This is a genomic window from Specibacter sp. BI4, from assembly GCF_056680095.1.
This window is the reverse complement of the sequence record NZ_CM155265.1, coordinates 745016-761868: the sequence shown is the minus strand read 5'-3', so window position 1 is coordinate 761868 and position 16853 is coordinate 745016. Positions and strand designations below refer to the sequence as shown.

The following is a 16853-nucleotide window of genomic DNA, read 5'->3' as shown; positions in this document are numbered from 1 at the left end:
CCGACAGTGCTCAATTTTCCAGTGCGTCCAGAAGCAGCGCGGTGCTGGTGGCGGCGTCATGCGAGACGGCACGGCCCAGTTCCTGAGCGGCCAGCGTGTAGGCGGGCGAGCCCAGGACGGTGGTGATGGCCAGGGCGATTTTGGCGGCGGTCGCACGGCGCGACACCGCGATTCCGGCTCCGCGGGCCGTCACCCGAACGGCGTTGTCCGCCTGGTCGCGGCCATGGTGGAAGATGACAAGTGGCAGCCCGGCAGCGAGTGCCTTGACCACTGTGCCATGGCCGCCGTGGGTGATGACAAGGGCGGCCCGTCGCATGACCTCGCTGTGCGGTGCGGAGGCCACCACCGAAACATTGGCCGGAACCCTGAGTTGATCGACCCGAACTGCCGGGCCCGTGGTGACGACACCCCGCACCGGGAGGGTACCGAGCGCGTCCGCGATGCGCTGCAGGCACTCCACCTGGTTTTGGAAGGTGGAGGACATGGCGACCAGCACGAGCGGGTCCTCACCCCCGGGTTCCGTCCAGGACGCGTCGGCCGCCCAGTCCGGATCGTCAAGGACCGGCCCAACATAACGGGCGTTTGCCGGCAGCTCCGCGGGAAAGTCAAACGCTTCAGAGGAGAGAATCAGCTGCAGCTTCGCATGCTGGAACTGCTCCCAGATGGTCGCGACGGGGCCGAGCCCGTACTCGGCGCGCAACGCATTCGCGGGCGCCAGCGCATACCTGTCGAACATCCAGTTGACGCCTGCCTGTGCCATGCGGTCCCGCAACCGCCCCAACCGACCGCCCATCGGCGCCAGCCCGGCACCGCCCGGCGGCCTGCCCTGCACCGGCAGCGGGTAGATGTTGGGCAGCAGCACATCGAACGGAACACCCTTGCCCTCCGCGGCAATCATGGCCCCGAGGGCGAAGAACGAGGCCAGCACCAGTTCCGGCCTGGTCCCGTCTATCGCGTGCGCCACGTCCCGCGCCTGGCTCGGCCCCGGTCCCGTGATCATGTGCTGGACAGTGTTGCGGGCAAGCCTCAGCGGCGATTGCCTGCCCCAGTCGCGCAATTCCCCCGCGGGCTGCCCCGTCCACGGTAAAAAGGCGGCTCCCGTGCGCCGGGACTGTTCTGCCATTGATTCATCGGCGAGCACCGTGACGTGGTGTCCACGATCCACCAGCCGCCGGGCAACACCCAGTTCAGGGGGAACCGTGCCGCCACCGTCGGTCAGCGCGAACAAATAGTTGCCGGGAGTTTGGCTGTGCCCGCCTCCCGGAGTGCTGCCCTGCGGCTCAAAGCCGTCCATGCCTGTGATGCTACGCGCCATTTGTCCGGCCTGCCAGCGCCGTGTTTGTGCCCTGACAGCAGCAGTCAGAGCACCCCTAAAGTTCGACGCCGGTCACTCACCCAGCGTGTCGAGTGCGCCTTCCAGCCTGGCCACCTTGCCGCTGAGTTCGCCGGTGTGGCCGGGACGGATGTCGGCTTTTAAAACCAGCGAAACGCGTGAGCCGTATCGGGCGACAGCCTCCGTTGCGCGCTTCACCACGTCCATGACCTCGTCCCAGTCGCCCTCAATTTCGGTGAACATGGAACTTGTGTTGTTGGGCAGCCCCGACTCGCGGACAACCTTGACTGCTGCAGCCACAGCTGTGTGAACGGACGCGTCGTCGCCTGTTCCGGCGGGTGCGTCCGTGGGTGTGCCGCTGGGTGCCACTGAAAATGCCACGATCATGATGGTCTCCTCTAATTTTGTCGACTGCGTGTTGGCCCAGCCGTGGTGATTCTTCCATTATGGGTAGTTCACCCCATTGGGTTCTGCCCATGGGTGCAGATATCGTTGACCCATGCTTTCATCCCTCCTTGCCCTGTCCCGCCCTTTGGGGCTTCCTCTCGACAGCTACGACGACCCGTACTATGGGGACCCCTACTACAGCGACAGCACCATGGACCCTGCCGCCGCCATGGGTATGTTTGCCGTCATCATGGGCCTCTACGCACTCATGTTCGTGGTTATTTGGCTGGCCAGCGGCTTCGCCTGGGCAGGTCTTTTTGGCAAGGCAGGCTACCCGAAGTGGGCCGCTTTTGTGCCTTTCTACAACACCTGGATCATGGTGAAGATTGCGGGCCGTCCCGAGTCAAGCTTTTGGCTGCAATTCATTCCTTATGCCGGAATCTACTGGGCGATCATCACCATCAATGACGTTGCCAAGTCGTTCGGCAAGGACACTGCCTACACGGTTGGCCTGATATTCGTCCCCATCGTGTTTGCTTCCATGCTCTCCTACGGCCAGGCCAAATACCTGGGCCCGGCCTATGTCTCTCCTGAGCAGAAGATGTACGGCCAGATGAACGGCCAGCAATACGGCCAGCCGTATGCCCAGCAGCAATACGGTCAGCAACAATACGGTCAGGACCCGAACGCACAGTATGGCCAGCAGTACCCGGGCCAGCAGCAGCAAAGCTACGGCCAGCCGCAACAAGGTCAGCAGCCACAGTACGGCCAGCAGGATCCCAACGCACAGTACGGCTCAGGGCCAGCCCAGCAGCCGTAAACCGGCGGCGGCCGCGGCGCCGGCAAGGACCACCACCAGAAAAGGTGCCTTGAACCAGAGCGCAATCGCGGCCGCCACCAAGGCACCCATTCGTGCATCAAGCACCACTGACGTGCCACTTGCCGCCGCATTGACAATGGTCAGCGACGCCAGAAGTCCGATGGTCAGGGTGCCAGCCACGCGTGACATCCGCGGGTTGGCCAAGACCTTCGCCGGCACCAGGTAGCCCAGCAGCTTTGTTGCGTATCCAATCACGGCCGCGACCAGCAGCCATGCCCACATGCTCATGCGCTCTCCCCCGCTGCACCGGCTGTATCTGCAGTGGTTGCATCTGCACCGGCTGCATCATTCCGGTACGGATCTATGTCGGGTTCCATTCCGTCGCCCACATGTCCGGGCGCATGGTCGGGGGTGTGGCCGCGGCGGAACCAGCCGATCAACCCGGCCACCACCGCGGCGACGAGGATGGGCACCCCCGGCGGCACAAACGGCACCGCCAGCAGGGTCACCACGGCGCAGACGGCGGCGATCGCCGCGGGCTGGAAGTCCTTGATCCGCGGCCACAGCAACCCCAGGAATGCCGCCACGGCCGCCCCGTCGAGCCCCCATTGCTTGGGATCGCCCGCGGCGTCGCCGATCACGGCACCGACGGCCGTCATGATGTTCCACAGCACAAAGATCCCGACGCCGGCCACCCAGAAACCACGCTTTTGTTCGTCCGGATCCGTTTGGCCGGTGGCTGTTGCCGTCGACTCGTCGATGGTGACGTGGGCCGCGACAAAACGACGCCATCCCGTGGGGCGCAGCAGGGCGTTCAACTGCATGCCGTAAACACCGTTGCGGATGCCCAGCAGCGCGGAGGCACTCATGGCGGCCACCCCGGTGCCGCCCGCGGCAACCACGCCGATGAACGCAAATTGCGACCCTCCGCTGAACAGCAGCAGGCTCAGCACCATCGTCTGCCAAAACGTCAGGCCGGAGGCCACTGAGAGCGCACCAAAGGACACCCCGTACAGGCCGGTGGCGATGGCGATCGAGGCGCCGATTTTGGCGGCCGGCGAATCCTTAAGTTTCATTTCCCCGTGTTTTCATGTGGCTTCACGGCAGACCCTCGGGTTGGCAATCCCCGGGGCAGCAGGACCCGTCAACTCTGCAGAATAACGATGGGCATGGTGTTGGTATCGATGGGTTCGTCGGACAGGCTGAGGTTCTCGGTCCCGTGCAGGGCGTCCGCGGCACGGACCAGGGCCAAGTGCGAGAAGGCCTGGGGGAAGTTGCCCGCCATCCTGCCCTGCTCCATGTCGTACTCCTCACTGAGCAGTCCCACATCGTTGGCAAGCCCCACCAAGGTGTCCATCAGGGCGACGGCGTCGGCCCGCCGTCCCGTGTGTGCGTACTGTTCAACGAGCCAGAACGAGCAGGCAAGGAAGGGGTGCTCCCCCGGCGCCAGCCCGTCAAGGCCCGTCGCCGTCTGGTAGCGCAGGATCAGCCCGTGCTCATCCACCAGTTCCCTCTCCAGCGCGTCCACTGTGCCCAGCATTTCCGGGGAACCGTACGGCACAAAGCCCACCTGCGGGATGACAAGCAGCGACGCATCGGTGGCCGTCCCGCCGTAGGTCTGCGTGAAGGTGTTCAGCTCCTTGTTGAAGCCATGTTCCATGATTTCAGCGTGCAGCTGTTCCCTAATGTCTTCCCACCGTTCAACCGGTCCTGCCAACCCATGGTTGCGCACCGCCCGAACGGCACAGTCGAAGGCCGCCCACATCATGACGCGCGAATGGGTGAAGTGCAGCAGGTCCCCGCGCATTTCCCAGATGCCGTGGTCCTTCGCCGCCAAATGCTTTTCGATGAAGCCGAGCATTGCCTGTTGCAACGGCCAGGAGAAATGGTCTTCATGGCCGCCTGCAAGCCGCAGCTTTTCAAGGGCCACCAGGACCTCACCCACAACATCGGCCTGGTATTGGCCCACCGCCCCGTTGCCGATGCGCACCGGCAGCGCACCCTCGTAGCCTGGCAGATGGGTCAGCTCGGCCTCCGCCAGGTCCCGCTCGCCTGACAGCCCGTACATGATCTGCAGGTCCTCGGGATCTCCGGCCACCGCCCGCAACAGCCAGTCGCGCCATTTCAAGGCCTCATCGGCATACCCGTGGGTGAGCATTGCCTCAAGTGTCAGGGCGGCGTCCCGCAACCAGCAGAACCTGTAGTCCCAGTTCCGTGCACCACCAAAATCTTCCGGCAGGGACGTGGTGGGGGCGGCCACAATGCCTCCGGTGTCTTCATGCGTCAGCGCACGCAGCACCAGCAGGGAACGCTCCACCAGATCCGCATACTTGCCGTCCTGGTTGTACCGTGCGGCCCAGGATTCCCAGTAGGCGCACGTTTGCTCCAGCGCCAGTTCAATGTCGATGGCAGCAGGTACCGGCCGGTGCGAGGGAAACCAGGTCAATTCCTGTTCCACCCGCTCCCCTGCCCGGACAGTGAAGGAGCCGCTGTGCTGATGTCCGACGGCGTGGGGCAGCTTGTCCCCGCGCAGCACCAGTGCGTCCGGCCCGGCAACGGCCACGATGGCCTCCGTGCCGTCGGTCTCCCTCACCCGGCGAACCCACGGCAGCACCTTGCCATACCCCGGGCGGACAGTGATTTCCTGACCAAATTCAACACTGCCGTCCAAACCGTCAATGCGGCGCACAATGGAGGCCCGGCGGTCCCCCACGGGCATGAAATCGGTGATGCGCGCGGATCCTTCGGGGGTTTCCCACAACGCTTCAAGGACAAAGGAACGGCCCCGATAGGACCGGTGTGCAACAGCCGACTGGGCGTGCGTGGGTGCCATCAGCCAACGGCCATGGTCGGCCGTTCCCAGCAGCGCGGTGAACACCGCAGGTGAATCAAAGCGCGGGAAACACAGCCAGTCGATGCTTCCATCCCGGCCGATCAGGGCGCCTGTGTGCAGATCTGAAAGGAGTGCATAATCTTCAATTCGCGATGCCATGGTTCCATGCAACCACATGGTGCCACGAGCCGCTACACGGCCCGCTCAGCGGCAAGGAATGATTGGATCGCCCGGGGCTTGTTGGTCGTCACCTGCGTCACCCCGGCAGCCAGGCACGTCTGCAGTTCAGTGGCCGTGTCAACGGTCCAAACCCGCAGCACCCGACCGTTGCCAACCCATCTCGCGACGTTTTCAGGGTTCGCCCGCAGATACTCGACGCCGGGCCCGGCAAGGCTTGCCACGCCGTCGTCCAGCAGCTGCTCGCCTTCGGCCATCGCGCGGCGCATCAGGAACGCAACCGTGTTGCCGGCAATGGGGCCCACCTCCAGCGTCTCCCGCACGTCCTCCACTTCAACTTCCTCCAAAAGCTGGCAGAGCTGTGCGGCAGGCACCCGCTCCGCCAAATATTTCACGGCATCGGGGTGGAAGCTCATGAAGGAAACCAGGGCGTTGCCGGCGGTGGAGTCCCCCGCGGACCAGCCGTGCCGGCGCAACGTTTCAAGGGTGGCCTCAACGAGTTCCTCGTTGAAAACGGCACCATATTTGAATTCAATGGCCAATCCGACAGGCCTGCCCGCCGCGCCAAGAATAGCCAGCAGCTCCGGAAGCGTCAGCAATTGCGTGGCGGTGGTGCCGTAGCCGGGCGGGATTGCCGCGCCGTGCCAGGAACTGAAATCCAGTTGGCGCAGTTCCGCCAGCGTCCGCTCCGCCACCGGCCCGGTGCCGCTGGAAGTCCTGTCCACGTCGTCGTCGTGCAGCAGCACCAGTTCGCCGTCCGAGGTGAGGTGGAGGTCGCATTCGACGCCGTCGGCGCCGTCGGCAAGTGCCTGCAAATAAGCGGCGCGGGTGTGTTCGGCAAACGCCTCGCTTGACCCGCGGTGGGCGTAGATCTGAACGGTCATGGCACCACGCTACGCTTACTTCATGGCGCAGACACAACAGCTTGGCCCGACCGGCACACGACCAGCACAGCACCCCGACATTGAAAAGGCCGCGGGCCTGAGGCGCATGAAGAACATTGCGCTGGGGCTGCTGGTGTTCATGGCAGTTGTTTTCTGCTTCGCTTTTGCCCTCGAACACCAATTCCCCTGGCTGTCGTACGTCCGGGCGGCTGCCGAGGGCGGCATGGTCGGTGCACTGGCCGACTGGTTTGCCGTCACGGCCTTGTTCAAGCACCCCATGGGGATCAAGATTCCGCACACAGCCATCATCCCCAACCGCAAGGATGAGATCGGCGCGTCCCTGGCGGAGTTTGTGGAAACCAACTTCCTCTCCGAAACGGTTGTCGCCCAGAAGCTTTCCACCACGAAAATTGCGCAAAAGGTCGGAACATGGCTGGCCAAGCCGGGAAGTGCCGAGCGCGTCGCGACCGAGGGTGCCGCTGCCTTGCGGGGTGCGATGGCTGTGCTCAACGACGACGACGTCAAGGACGTCATTGAGTCAATGGTTCGCAAGCATGTGCTCGAGCCGCCGTGGGGCCCGCCCATCGGAAAACTCGCCGAGCGGATCTTCGCCGAAGGCCACCACCACGCCCTGGTGGATCTGTTGGTTGACCGCTCAACAACCTGGATCCGCGCCAACCACACAACCATCAGCGGCCTGGTCTCGGACCGGTCCCCCAGCTGGGTGCCGCAATTCGTTGACGGCCTGGTGGGAGACAAGATCTACACCGAGATTTACAAGTTTGCCCGCGCAGTGCAGGACGATCCACACCACGAGGTCCGCCTGCAGTTGGACAACTACCTGAAGGACCTCGCGCAGGAGCTCCAGCATGATCCGGCCATGATCGCGAAGGCCGAAGCCATCAAGGCGCAGGTGCTGGGCGATCCGGAGGTCCGCGAATTGGCGGGGCGCACCTGGGAAACCATCAAGTCGGCCGTGACAGAGGCAGTTGAGGATCCCAACTCCGAGCTGCGGCTGAAATTCACGGCGGCCGTGAGGGACTTCGGCACCCGCCTTGTGGAGGACACCGAACTGGCGGCCAAGGCCAACAAGTGGATTTCAGACGCCGCCGCCTACCTCGTGGGCACGTACAAACACGAGATCACTTCCTTGATCACAGACACGGTCGAACACTGGGACGCCGAGGAGACAAGCCAGAAGATTGAGCTGCAGGTGGGCAAGGACCTGCAGTTCATTCGCATCAACGGCACGGTGGTTGGTTCCCTCGCCGGCTTGGTGATTTTCACGGTCGCGACACTCGTGTTCGGCTAGTTCCGCCTCCAGCAGCTCAGCTCAGGGAAAGATCCACGCTCTGGCGATTTTTTAGGCCAAGCTGCATGAATTCGCGTTCGGACGTGGCCAGTTGGCGCAGCGTGAGCGTGGAGCGTGCCCGAAAGATGGTCCTGCCGGCTGCCGGACCAAAACCAATTGGTGTTTTCGACGTTGCAGGGCACTTTCTCGTCACTGTCCTTCTCCCTTCCCGTCAGAGTCCGGGCAGGGAAGACAGCAGCCCTGCACGGTGACGTGCAGGGCTGCTGTCTTGGGACTGCTGTTTAGGGCTGCTGTTTGGGCTCGCCCCATCTTCGACCTCGCGGGGGTTTGGGCCCCTTCAATGCCTTGGGCTGCTTCGCGGCTTTCGGGGGTTTTACGGCTTTCGGGGGCCTGGCTGTTGCTTCCAGCTCGGCCAGCAGCTCCTGCGGAATCATCATGGGGGCGGGGCCGAATGCCCTGTTGGCCGAGGTGACGACTGCCTTGCCCATCATGTAGTTGCCCACGCCGCCGACGGCTGCGCCGATGCCAAACGGCAGGGCCTTGCCCACCACCGAGGCACTGCCCTTGACGGCCATCTTCCTCAGGAACATTTTTTGCATGGGTGCCACCAGGCCCTTGATGGTCGTCAGCGGGAGGCTCTTGCTGACGGTCTTGCCCCACGCCTGCATGGGGGTTTTACCTGTCCCCAGCGCGTGCCCTGTCAGGCCCGCCAACATGGCTTGGCCCTCTTCACCCAAAATGATCGCCATGACTGTCAACTGGGCGCTTTCCGGGTCCTGCAGCCGGACGCCGTGCAGCTCTGCAATGGACTGGGCGTAAAGTGCCGTCGCTTCCAGGAAGACCACCGTGGCGGCCGCGGAAATGGACAGCGCCGCCACGGTGCCCACGCCCGGGATGATGGCCGTGGCGCCAATCGCGGCCCCGCCGCCGCTCACACCGTTAAGGAAGTCGCGCTCCAAACGCTGGCTCAGTTCGAAGGCCGTCGCGTGCGGGTGGCGCTTGCGCAGCCTCCGCAGGTTCGCCAGCACCAGCGGACGCTGGACCTCGACGGCCCTGAGCAGCATGTTGTGCACTGCGGGAGTTGGCTTGCCTTGTTTGTCGAAGGCCGCCCCTGCTGCCATTTCCACGGCAGGGTTGGTCCTGCCTGCCGACTTCGCGAAGCCGGGTGCGGGCGTCATCCCCACGTGGTTGAGATCTTTGCGTGCCATCAATTCTCCTCCGCTGTCTATGCCTCAAGGGTAACCGCCAGCCCTGACAGGAGCCCGGCTTTCACTGTAGGAGAACACAGCGGGAGAACACAGAGGGAGCACACGGCAGCGGAGCGGGTCCGCGTTGACGGTGGCGGAACCACCTGGCCAACCCCGGGCCCCGTCCCAGCCCCGGTGGCAGGTCAGCCCGCGAGCGCTGCTGAAGTCTCGGCGTCGTGCTTCACGGCGGGGCCAAAGAGGCGGGTGCGCAGGGCGAGGAAGAGGAAGACCATGCCGGCGCTCAACAGAATGTGGCCCAGGCCGGCGATTCCGGGAATGGCGGCGGAAATGTCGGTGATGCCGTTGACCTGCATCATCCCGTGGACGACCATGATGGCTGCGGTGAGGGCCAGGCCGGCGTTGTAGGTCCAGAAGAACCAGTTGAACAGCCGGGATTTGCTCAGCGTGAACAGTTTTTCCAGGATCAGAACGATCAGCAGGACCATGAAGCCGAGCGTGAGCAGGTGCGTGTGGACCACTGAGAGCTGGGTGAATCCGGTGAAATCCCTGCCCTTGGAGAACTCGCGGTAAAACAAGCCGGACAGAACGCCGATGACCATGTAGCCGAATGCTGAATAAAAGAGCTTCTTCATGAGGTTTCCTTCGCTGCAGGGCCCCGGTGCGGGCCTTTGATTCCAGCCTAGGATGGGCGTGGGCCCGGGCCATCAACCGTTTGGTTGACTTTGGGACGCCATCCGGCCGGACGGCGTAAGTCAGCGGCCGGACGAAGCGTTGCGCAGGTGGTTTTAGGCCGTGCGCTCATTGCCGTGCCGGTAGTTTCTGGTGAGCCGGGCCAACTTAACCGCGGGGCACGAAGGATCCCGGCACGTGTCCGGTCAGGAACGACGACACGTCGGCGAGCTCGTCGGCGCGGGTGTTGTGGCCCATGCCTGCGTAGCGTGCCTCGGAGAGGTCGGTGTTGGCGGCAAGCCACTCCGCCGTGAACGCGGTGGCCTCCGGGTTGATGACAAGATCCGCGGGGTCGCGGGCCCAGAAAAACGGGACCCGGTGCGCCAGCGGTTCCATGGCTGCGAGCAGTTCGTTCTGCAATGCAAAGCCTGACAGTCCGACGGCGGCTGTGAACGCCTGGGGACGGAGCCGCAGCAGTGTGGTGCCCATGGCCATGCCCTGCGAGTAGCCCAGCACCGACACCGAGCTGAACTTGTATTCCGCCATGACAGTGTCAAGCCAGCTGAGGACGGTGGTGGCCGAACCCACGACCTCGGCGAAGTCGTTGGCCAGGAAGTAGTCAAGCAGGAACCAGCCGTAGTCGCCCGAGATGTCCCTGGGCCCCCTCGGGGCAGCACAGGTGAACCCCTTGGGCAAGTCCTTGAACAGCGCAGCCATGCGGCTTTCATCCGATCCGTAGCCGTGGAGCAGCAACAACAACGGAGTGCCCGGGCGTTCGCCCTCCGGCCGGGACCACACAACGGTATCCATGGGGCAAGACTACCCACGGGCAGGCATGTGCTCCGGGTGCCGAACCACACGGTTGGTGCTGAGTTCACCTGCAGTTCAACCAATCCACTCCCATTCGTCTTCCCGAACTGCGACTGTGGTGCCCAACGCACTCATCGATGGAAGGTTTGCCATGAACGATTTGAAGAAACTCCTGCCCATGCTCGGCCACACCCGCGGCAAGCGCAGCGCCGTCACCTGCAGCCTCAAATGCGACAACGCATGCTCCAAGGCCGTGTGCAACACCTCCACCAACAGCTACTTCCGGGACATCGCCTCCACGGAATTTTCCCGCCGCTCGGCGCTGGGCATCGGCCTGGCCGGCGCCCTGAGCGCCGCCGTCATGGTGCAGGGCAACCAGGGCAAGGGCAATAACGGCCAAAACGGTGTCGGCAACAACGGCCAGGGCAGCAAGTTCGGCTTTGCCCCGATCCAGCCCGTGGACGCAGCAGTGGACGCCTTCAACGTGCCGGAGGGCTTCAGCTGGTCCCCCATCATCCGCTGGGGCGATCCAATCTTCAAGGACGCCCCCGATTTTGACTTCTCCCGGCAGACAGCTGCCGCACAGGCCGGCCAGTTCGGCTACAACAACGACTATACGGAAATCCTGCGCCAGCCCAACGGCAAGAAGGGCCTGTTGGTCTGTAATCACGAATACGTCAACCCGCAGATCATGTTCCCCGCCGCCGCAGCCTCAGCCGCAGAGGAAGCAGAACGCCGCAATATCTACCGCAACGCCGTCGGCATGACAGTGGTGGAGCTGGACCGCAAGAAGAAGGGGCAGCCGTGGAGCTACATCCGCGGCGGCGAGCTGAACCGCCGGATCACCGTTGACACGGAGTTTGAGCTCACGGGTCCGCTGGCGGGCACAGACTTCATGAAGACTGCGGCAGATCCCTCCGGCACCCTTGTGCTCGGCACGCTGGGCAACTGCGCCGGCGGCACCACGCCGTGGGGCACCATCCTTTCCGGCGAGGAAAACTTCAACGGCTTCTTCCGCACCAACGGCACCAGCGCCGAGGACCGCCGCTACGGCCTGGGCGACAGCGCCACAGGCATGGGCTGGGAACTCGATGACCCGCGTTTTGACGCCCGCGGCGAGGACTACCGCAACGAACCCAACCGCTTCGGCTACATCGTGGAGATTGACCCGGAAAACCCGAACTCCACCCCGAAAAAGCACACCAGCCTTGGCCGTTTCAAGCATGAGGGCGCCAATGTCATCATCGCCGGCAACGGCAAGGTGGTCGCCTACTCCGGGGATGATGAGCGCTTTGACTACCTGTACAAGTTTGTTTCCAAGAACAAGTACAAGAAGAACAACAAGGCCCACAACATGACCCTGCTGACCGAGGGCGACCTTTATGTTGCACAGTTCACCGGCAACTCGGCCGCGGAGATCGACGGATCCGGAACTGTTCCCTCCGACGGCGCGTTTGACGGTGCCGGAAGCTGGCTGCCGCTCGTCCTCAACGGCAAGAGCGCCATTGCCGGCATGAGCGTCCAGGAAGTCCTTGTCCACACCCGCCTGGCTGCTGACAAGGCAGGCGCCACCAAGATGGACCGCTGCGAGGATGTGGAGCCCAACCTGCAGACCGGCAAGGTGTACGTGGCCTGCACCAACAACACCAAGCGCGGACTCCCCGGACAGGCTGTTGCCGACGAGGCCAACCCCCGCACCGAGAACCGTGACGGCCACGTCGTGGAGATCACCGAAGACAATGACGATTCAACCGCGACCACGTTCAACTGGAACCTGTTGATGCTCTGTGGCGACCCGGCCAAGAACACGGAAACGTACTTCAGCGGCTTCCCGGCGGACAAGGTCAGCCCCATCTCCTGCCCCGACAACCTGGCCTTCGACAGCCAGGGCAACCTGTGGATCTCCACCGACGGGGCGCCGTCGGTCATTGGTTACAACGACGGCCTGTTCAAGGTTGGGCTGGAAGGCGCCAACCGCGGCAATGTCCAGCAGTTCGCCTCCATGCCACGCGACGCCGAGACCTGCGGGCCGGTCGTCCACGACGACGAGTCCATGGTTTATGTGGCCGTGCAGCACCCGGGCGAGGACGGCTCGTACACGCAACTCAATTCACTCTTCCCCGACTACGTGGCTGAAGGATCGACGCCGGCACCCGGCCAGGTGCGCGCGCCGCGCCCGTCTATTGTCCAGATCTTCCCGGAGGGCGCAGGCAAGGGCAACTAAACAACGGCCATCGTCCGGGAGTTGCGCACACCAGCGCAATTTTCATCCGATGGCAGGGAAGTGCATGTCCGCAACCCGCGGTGACGGTGGCCTCAAGCCATCGTCGCCGCGGGTTTTCGCGTCTGCGTCGAACCGCCCCCCGGGCGCCGCCCCCGCTCTTTCGGCTCCCCGGGTCGCTGGATGCCCGCCGCGCAATTCTTTGTTTATGTGGGAATTGGATTGACAAACAAAGATAAACGCAGATAGAGTCGTCTTATTCAAGATCTTGTGACACCCGTCACGCACCAGGGACGCTGCGGAAGGAACCGGCATGTTCGCGGAGGAACGGCACCAAAGAATCGCCGAACTCGTCGGCACCCAGGGGCGGGTGGGCGTCAATGAACTGGCCGGACTGTTTTCCATCACCCAGGAAACGGTCCGCCGCGACCTCGCAGCCCTGGAGGACTCCGGTCAGCTGCGCCGGGTCCACGGCGGCGCCGTCGGTCCCGATGGGCTCACCCGCTCCGAGCTGAGCCTGACCGAACGCCAGAGCCAGCGGCTGGGTGAAAAGCAGCGCATAGCCACGGCCGCCTTGGCACTCGTGCCCAATGCCCCGACGGCCTCGATCCTGCTGGATTCGGGAACCACCACTGCCGCACTGGCGGAACGCCTGGCCGAATGGGCACCTGCCAACGCCGGCGATGAACTGCTTGTCATCACCAACTCACTCCCCACGGCCGCATCGCTGAGCACCAACAAGCACCTGCTGTTGGACATTGTCGGCGGACGCGTCAGGGGTTTGACCAGCGCAGTCGTGGGCGCCCGCGCCACCGAACAGCTCAGTGCATTGCGCCCCGACATGGCCTTCATTGGCACCAACGGCATCCACGCCGACTTTGGCCTGAGCACCCCCGACCCCGTTGAGGCGGCAACCAAGACCGCCATGGTCCGGGCGGCCCGGCAGGTCGTCGTCCTGGCTGACGCCTCCAAACTCGGCGCCGAAACACTCGTCCGCTTTGCAACCCTTGAGGAGATCGACACCTTGATCACCACCGCCGAACCATCCACCGAACTTGCGGCAGCCCTGGCCGCTGCGGGTGTGGAAATTGTGATCGCATGATTCTCACCCTGACCCCCAACCCGAGCCTGGACCGCACCATCGAGCTGTCGGCAGCCTTGGAACGCGGCGAAGTCCAGCGTGCCACCGCCGCCTCCCAGCACCCGGGCGGCAAGGGCGTCAACATCGTCCGGGCCCTGTCCGCCTCCGGAATCCACTCGCTGGCCCTGCTGCCCGGCGACGCTGATGACCCCGTCGTCCGGGCCCTGTCCGCGGAGCACATCCCACACCTGACCCTCCCGATCGGCGCGGCACTGCGCAGCAATGTTGCCATCACCGAGCCCGACGGAACCACCACCAAGGTCAACGAACCGGGTCCCGTGCTCACGCAGGCGCAACTTGCGGCCTTGCTTGAGCTGACGGTTGAAAAGTCCGATGGCGCATCCTGGCTTGTCCTGGCCGGCTCGCTTCCGCCGGGGGCACCCAACGATTTTTACGCCGTCGTGATCGATGCCGTCCGAGCCGCCTACGGCGCGGACGCCCCAAAAATTGCTGTTGATTCTTCCGGTGCGCCGCTGCGTGAATGCCTGCGCTCGGCACCGGACCTGCTCAAGCCCAACGGCGAAGAACTTGCCGAGCTGACAGGGATCGCTGACGGCGTGGCCATTGAGGCAGATCCCTCCTTGGCTGCGGGCACATCAATGTCACTCATCCGGCGGGGCGTTGGCGCCGTTCTTGCCACGCTCGGCTCCAAGGGTGCCGTCCTGGTGACGGAAAGTGGCAGCTGGCACGGGCGCGGCCCTGCCATCGAAGCAAAAAGCACAGTCGGCGCGGGCGATTCCGCCCTGTCCGGATATCTGTTGGGAACACTTCGCGGGGATGCCCCCGAAGCGTGCCTGCAGCAAGCAGTGGCCCATGGGGCGGCCGCAGCTTCCCTCCCCGGAACCATGGTTCCGTCCCTCGCACAAACCACCCCCGCCGCCGTCACCGTGACGGCTCTGGCCTCAGTCGAAGAGATCTGACATGACCACTCTCATCACCACCGACCTGGTGCTCCTGGATGCCAACCTTGGCACGGACACCACCTCCGTCATCCGCAATTTGGCCGAACTCATTGCAAAAACCGGCCGAGCCTCCGAAGTTGAAGGCTTGTTCGCCGATGCGCTGGCCCGCGAACAAAAAACTGCCACGGGTGTTCCCGGCGGCATCGCCATCCCGCACTGCCGCTCCGAAGCAGTCCTGGAACCCACACTGGCCATGGCCCGGCTGAACCCTGCTGTCGACTTCGGCGCCAAGGACGGCCCGGCCGACATCGTCTTCTTCATTGCCGCACCGGCCGGCGCCGACAACGCCCACCTGAAGCTGCTCTCCAAGCTGGCCCGCTCCCTCATCAAGAAGGACTTCACGGCGGCCCTGCGCGCGGCAGCAACCCCTGCCGACATCGTCACCCTGGTGGATGACGCGCTTGCGGACAAGCCCAAGCCAGCCACGGCAACAGCCACTCCCGGCTCAACCGGAACCGGCGCAGCCTCCGTTGGGGGCCCGGGAGCGGCTTCGGGCGCCGGCGAAGCGGGCGGGGCCCCCAACGGAGGCGAAGCCGGTACGGCATCACCGCGCAAGAAGCGGATCGTTGCCGTGACGGCGTGCCCCACGGGGATCGCCCACACGTACATGGCCGCCGATTCGCTCGTCGCCGCGGCACAGGAGGCCGGTGTTGACCTGCAGGTTGAGACGCAGGGATCCGGCGCCGTGACGCCGCTGGATCCGGCAGTCATTGCCGCCGCGGATGCAGTCATTTTTGCCGTCGACGTGGACGTGCGCGGCAAGGAACGCTTTGCCGGCAAGCCCCTCGTCAGCTCACCCGTAAAGCGGGGCATTGACGAACCCGCCAAGATGGTCCAGGAGGCCGTCGCAGCCTCGGACAACCCGAACGCACACCGCGTGCCGCACTTCGGCGCAGAGGAGGCTGCCGACCAGAGGGCCGAGGCCTCCAATGAAAGCCTGGGCGCCAAGATCAAGAAGGTGCTGCTGACAGGCGTCAGCTACATGATCCCCTTCGTTGCCGGTGGCGGTTTGCTGATCGCCTTGGGCTTCCTGCTGGGCGGTTTCCTGATTCCCGACTTTGCGGACAAGATCCTCACGTCCAACAGCCTGGCCAACCTGCCCACGGACTACCCGTCGCAGGCGTTGGGCCCGCTCGGCGCCTACCTGGGCGCCGTGGCGTTCACCATCGGCAACCTGTCCATGAGCTTCCTGGTCCCTGCACTGGCCGGCTACATTGCCTTCGGCATCGCCGACAGGCCCGGCCTCGCACCCGGCTTCACAGCCGGCGCCATCGCCGTCTTCATGGACGCCGGGTTCCTCGGTGGCCTGGTGGGCGGCATCCTGGCCGGCCTCGCCGCCTACTGGATCGGCAGCTGGAAGGTGCCCCGCGTGCTGCGCGGCCTGATGCCCGTCGTGATCATCCCACTGTTGGGCTCCATCATCGCCTCCGGCATCATGCTCCTGTTCCTGGGCGCACCCATCGCGGCGCTCACTGTGTGGCTGAACAACTGGCTGACAGGAATGTCGGGGGCATCCGCCATCGTGCTCGGAATCATTTTGGGCCTCATGATGTGCTTTGACCTGGGCGGCCCCGTCAACAAGGTGGCGTACGCGTTTGCCGTCGCCGGCCTCGGCGCGGGCAGCATTGCCGCCCAGGCGCCGTGGGAAATCATGGCCACCGTCATGGCTGCCGGCATGGTCCCGCCACTGGCGATGGCCCTGGCCACCGCCATCGACAAAAAGCGTTTCTCCCTGGCCGAGCGTGAAAACGGCAAGGCAGCATGGTTTCTGGGCGCGTCGTTCATCACCGAAGGCGCCATCCCGTTCGCCGCGGCCGACCCCCTGCGCGTCATCCCGGCCTCCATGCTCGGCGGTGCCGTGACAGGAGCCATGACCATGGCCTTCCACGTGACATCACAGGCACCCCACGGCGGATTCTTCGTCTTCTTCGCCATCGGCAACATCGGCATGTTCGCAGTTTCCATTGCCGTGGGCACCGTAATCGCCGCATTTACAGTAGTTGCGCTGAAACGCTGGGCCGTCCGCAAGCCCGTTGATACCCTTGCAGCAGCGCAGCCCGCACACCAGGGCGCCTAGGTTCTGGTCATGATTTTCG

Annotated in this window: 15 protein-coding genes; 6 read left to right on the top strand and 9 right to left on the bottom strand. The window is 64.3% G+C overall.

The window, feature by feature from the left end:
- Window positions 1–10 precede the first annotated feature (10 nt).
- Both AC1L6K_RS03565 and AC1L6K_RS03560 read right to left on the bottom strand, forming a co-directional pair.
- Complete coding sequence (locus tag AC1L6K_RS03565) at window positions 11–1315, bottom strand: glycosyltransferase (protein WP_480951360.1); 1305 nt, start codon at window positions 1313–1315, stop codon at window positions 11–13.
- Window positions 1316–1387: 72 nt separating this feature from the next.
- Window positions 1388–1720 (bottom strand): thiamine-binding protein, encoded by a 333-nt coding sequence (locus AC1L6K_RS03560; protein ID WP_480951359.1) that lies wholly within the window; start codon window positions 1718–1720, stop codon window positions 1388–1390.
- A gap of 112 nt (window positions 1721–1832) precedes the next feature.
- On the opposite strand from AC1L6K_RS03560, the gene AC1L6K_RS03555 reads away from it, so the two are divergent.
- Window positions 1833–2540: a DUF5684 domain-containing protein gene (locus AC1L6K_RS03555; RefSeq protein ID WP_480951358.1), complete on the top strand. Its 708-nt coding sequence runs from the start codon at window positions 1833–1835 to the stop codon at window positions 2538–2540.
- On the opposite strand, the gene AC1L6K_RS03550 is transcribed toward AC1L6K_RS03555, so the two are convergent.
- The 4 genes from AC1L6K_RS03550 to AC1L6K_RS03535 form a co-directional block, all read right to left on the bottom strand.
- Window positions 2517–2828, bottom strand: a complete 312-nt coding sequence (locus AC1L6K_RS03550) for an AzlD domain-containing protein (protein WP_480951357.1) — start codon at window positions 2826–2828, stop codon at window positions 2517–2519. The genes AC1L6K_RS03555 and AC1L6K_RS03550 overlap by 24 nt on opposite strands.
- Window positions 2825–3616 (bottom strand): AzlC family ABC transporter permease, encoded by a 792-nt coding sequence (locus AC1L6K_RS03545; protein WP_480951356.1) that lies wholly within the window; start codon window positions 3614–3616, stop codon window positions 2825–2827. Before AC1L6K_RS03545 ends, AC1L6K_RS03550 begins: the two co-directional genes overlap by 4 nt.
- Window positions 3617–3684: 68 nt before the next feature.
- Window positions 3685–5550, bottom strand: coding sequence for a glycoside hydrolase family 15 protein (locus AC1L6K_RS03540; protein WP_480951355.1), 1866 nt, complete (start codon window positions 5548–5550; stop codon window positions 3685–3687).
- A gap of 14 nt (window positions 5551–5564) precedes the next feature.
- Window positions 5565–6434 carry a glycerophosphodiester phosphodiesterase gene (locus AC1L6K_RS03535; protein ID WP_480951354.1) on the bottom strand — a complete coding sequence of 290 codons (870 nt, stop codon included), beginning with the start codon at window positions 6432–6434 and terminating at the stop codon, window positions 5565–5567.
- Window positions 6435–6456: 22 nt separating this feature from the next.
- Here AC1L6K_RS03535 and AC1L6K_RS03530 point away from each other — a divergent pair, with 22 nt between their 5' ends.
- On the top strand, window positions 6457–7746 hold the full coding sequence (locus AC1L6K_RS03530; RefSeq protein WP_480951353.1) for a DUF445 domain-containing protein: 1290 nt from the start codon (window positions 6457–6459) through the stop codon (window positions 7744–7746).
- 281 nt (window positions 7747–8027) lie between these two features.
- Here AC1L6K_RS03530 and AC1L6K_RS03525 read toward each other — a convergent pair whose 3' ends face one another.
- From AC1L6K_RS03525 to AC1L6K_RS03515, 3 genes are all read right to left on the bottom strand, one after another.
- The gene (locus AC1L6K_RS03525; protein WP_480951352.1) at window positions 8028–8954 is read right to left on the bottom strand and encodes a hypothetical protein; all 927 of its coding nucleotides are present in this window, start codon (window positions 8952–8954) and stop codon (window positions 8028–8030) included.
- A 182-nt stretch (window positions 8955–9136) separates the two neighbouring features.
- Window positions 9137–9586: a DUF2871 domain-containing protein gene (locus tag AC1L6K_RS03520; protein ID WP_480951351.1), complete on the bottom strand. Its 450-nt coding sequence runs from the start codon at window positions 9584–9586 to the stop codon at window positions 9137–9139.
- A gap of 205 nt (window positions 9587–9791) precedes the next feature.
- Entirely contained in the window at window positions 9792–10433 is a 642-nt protein-coding gene (locus tag AC1L6K_RS03515; RefSeq protein ID WP_480951350.1) for an alpha/beta hydrolase, read from the bottom strand.
- A 151-nt stretch (window positions 10434–10584) separates the two neighbouring features.
- On the opposite strand from AC1L6K_RS03515, the gene AC1L6K_RS03510 reads away from it, so the two are divergent.
- The 4 genes from AC1L6K_RS03510 (at window position 10585) to AC1L6K_RS03495 (ending at window position 16834) form a co-directional block, all read left to right on the top strand.
- The gene (locus AC1L6K_RS03510) at window positions 10585–12657 is read left to right on the top strand and encodes a PhoX family protein (protein ID WP_480951349.1); all 2073 of its coding nucleotides are present in this window, start codon (window positions 10585–10587) and stop codon (window positions 12655–12657) included.
- A gap of 310 nt (window positions 12658–12967) precedes the next feature.
- Window positions 12968–13756: a DeoR/GlpR family DNA-binding transcription regulator gene (locus tag AC1L6K_RS03505; protein ID WP_480951348.1), complete on the top strand. Its 789-nt coding sequence runs from the start codon at window positions 12968–12970 to the stop codon at window positions 13754–13756.
- Entirely contained in the window at window positions 13753–14715 is a 963-nt protein-coding gene (locus tag AC1L6K_RS03500; protein ID WP_480951347.1) for a 1-phosphofructokinase family hexose kinase, read from the top strand. The genes AC1L6K_RS03505 and AC1L6K_RS03500 overlap by 4 nt, the downstream gene beginning before the upstream one ends.
- Window position 14716: 1 nt before the next feature.
- Window positions 14717–16834, top strand: coding sequence for a PTS fructose transporter subunit IIABC (locus AC1L6K_RS03495; RefSeq protein ID WP_480951346.1), 2118 nt, complete (start codon window positions 14717–14719; stop codon window positions 16832–16834).
- Window positions 16835–16853 lie beyond the last annotated feature (19 nt).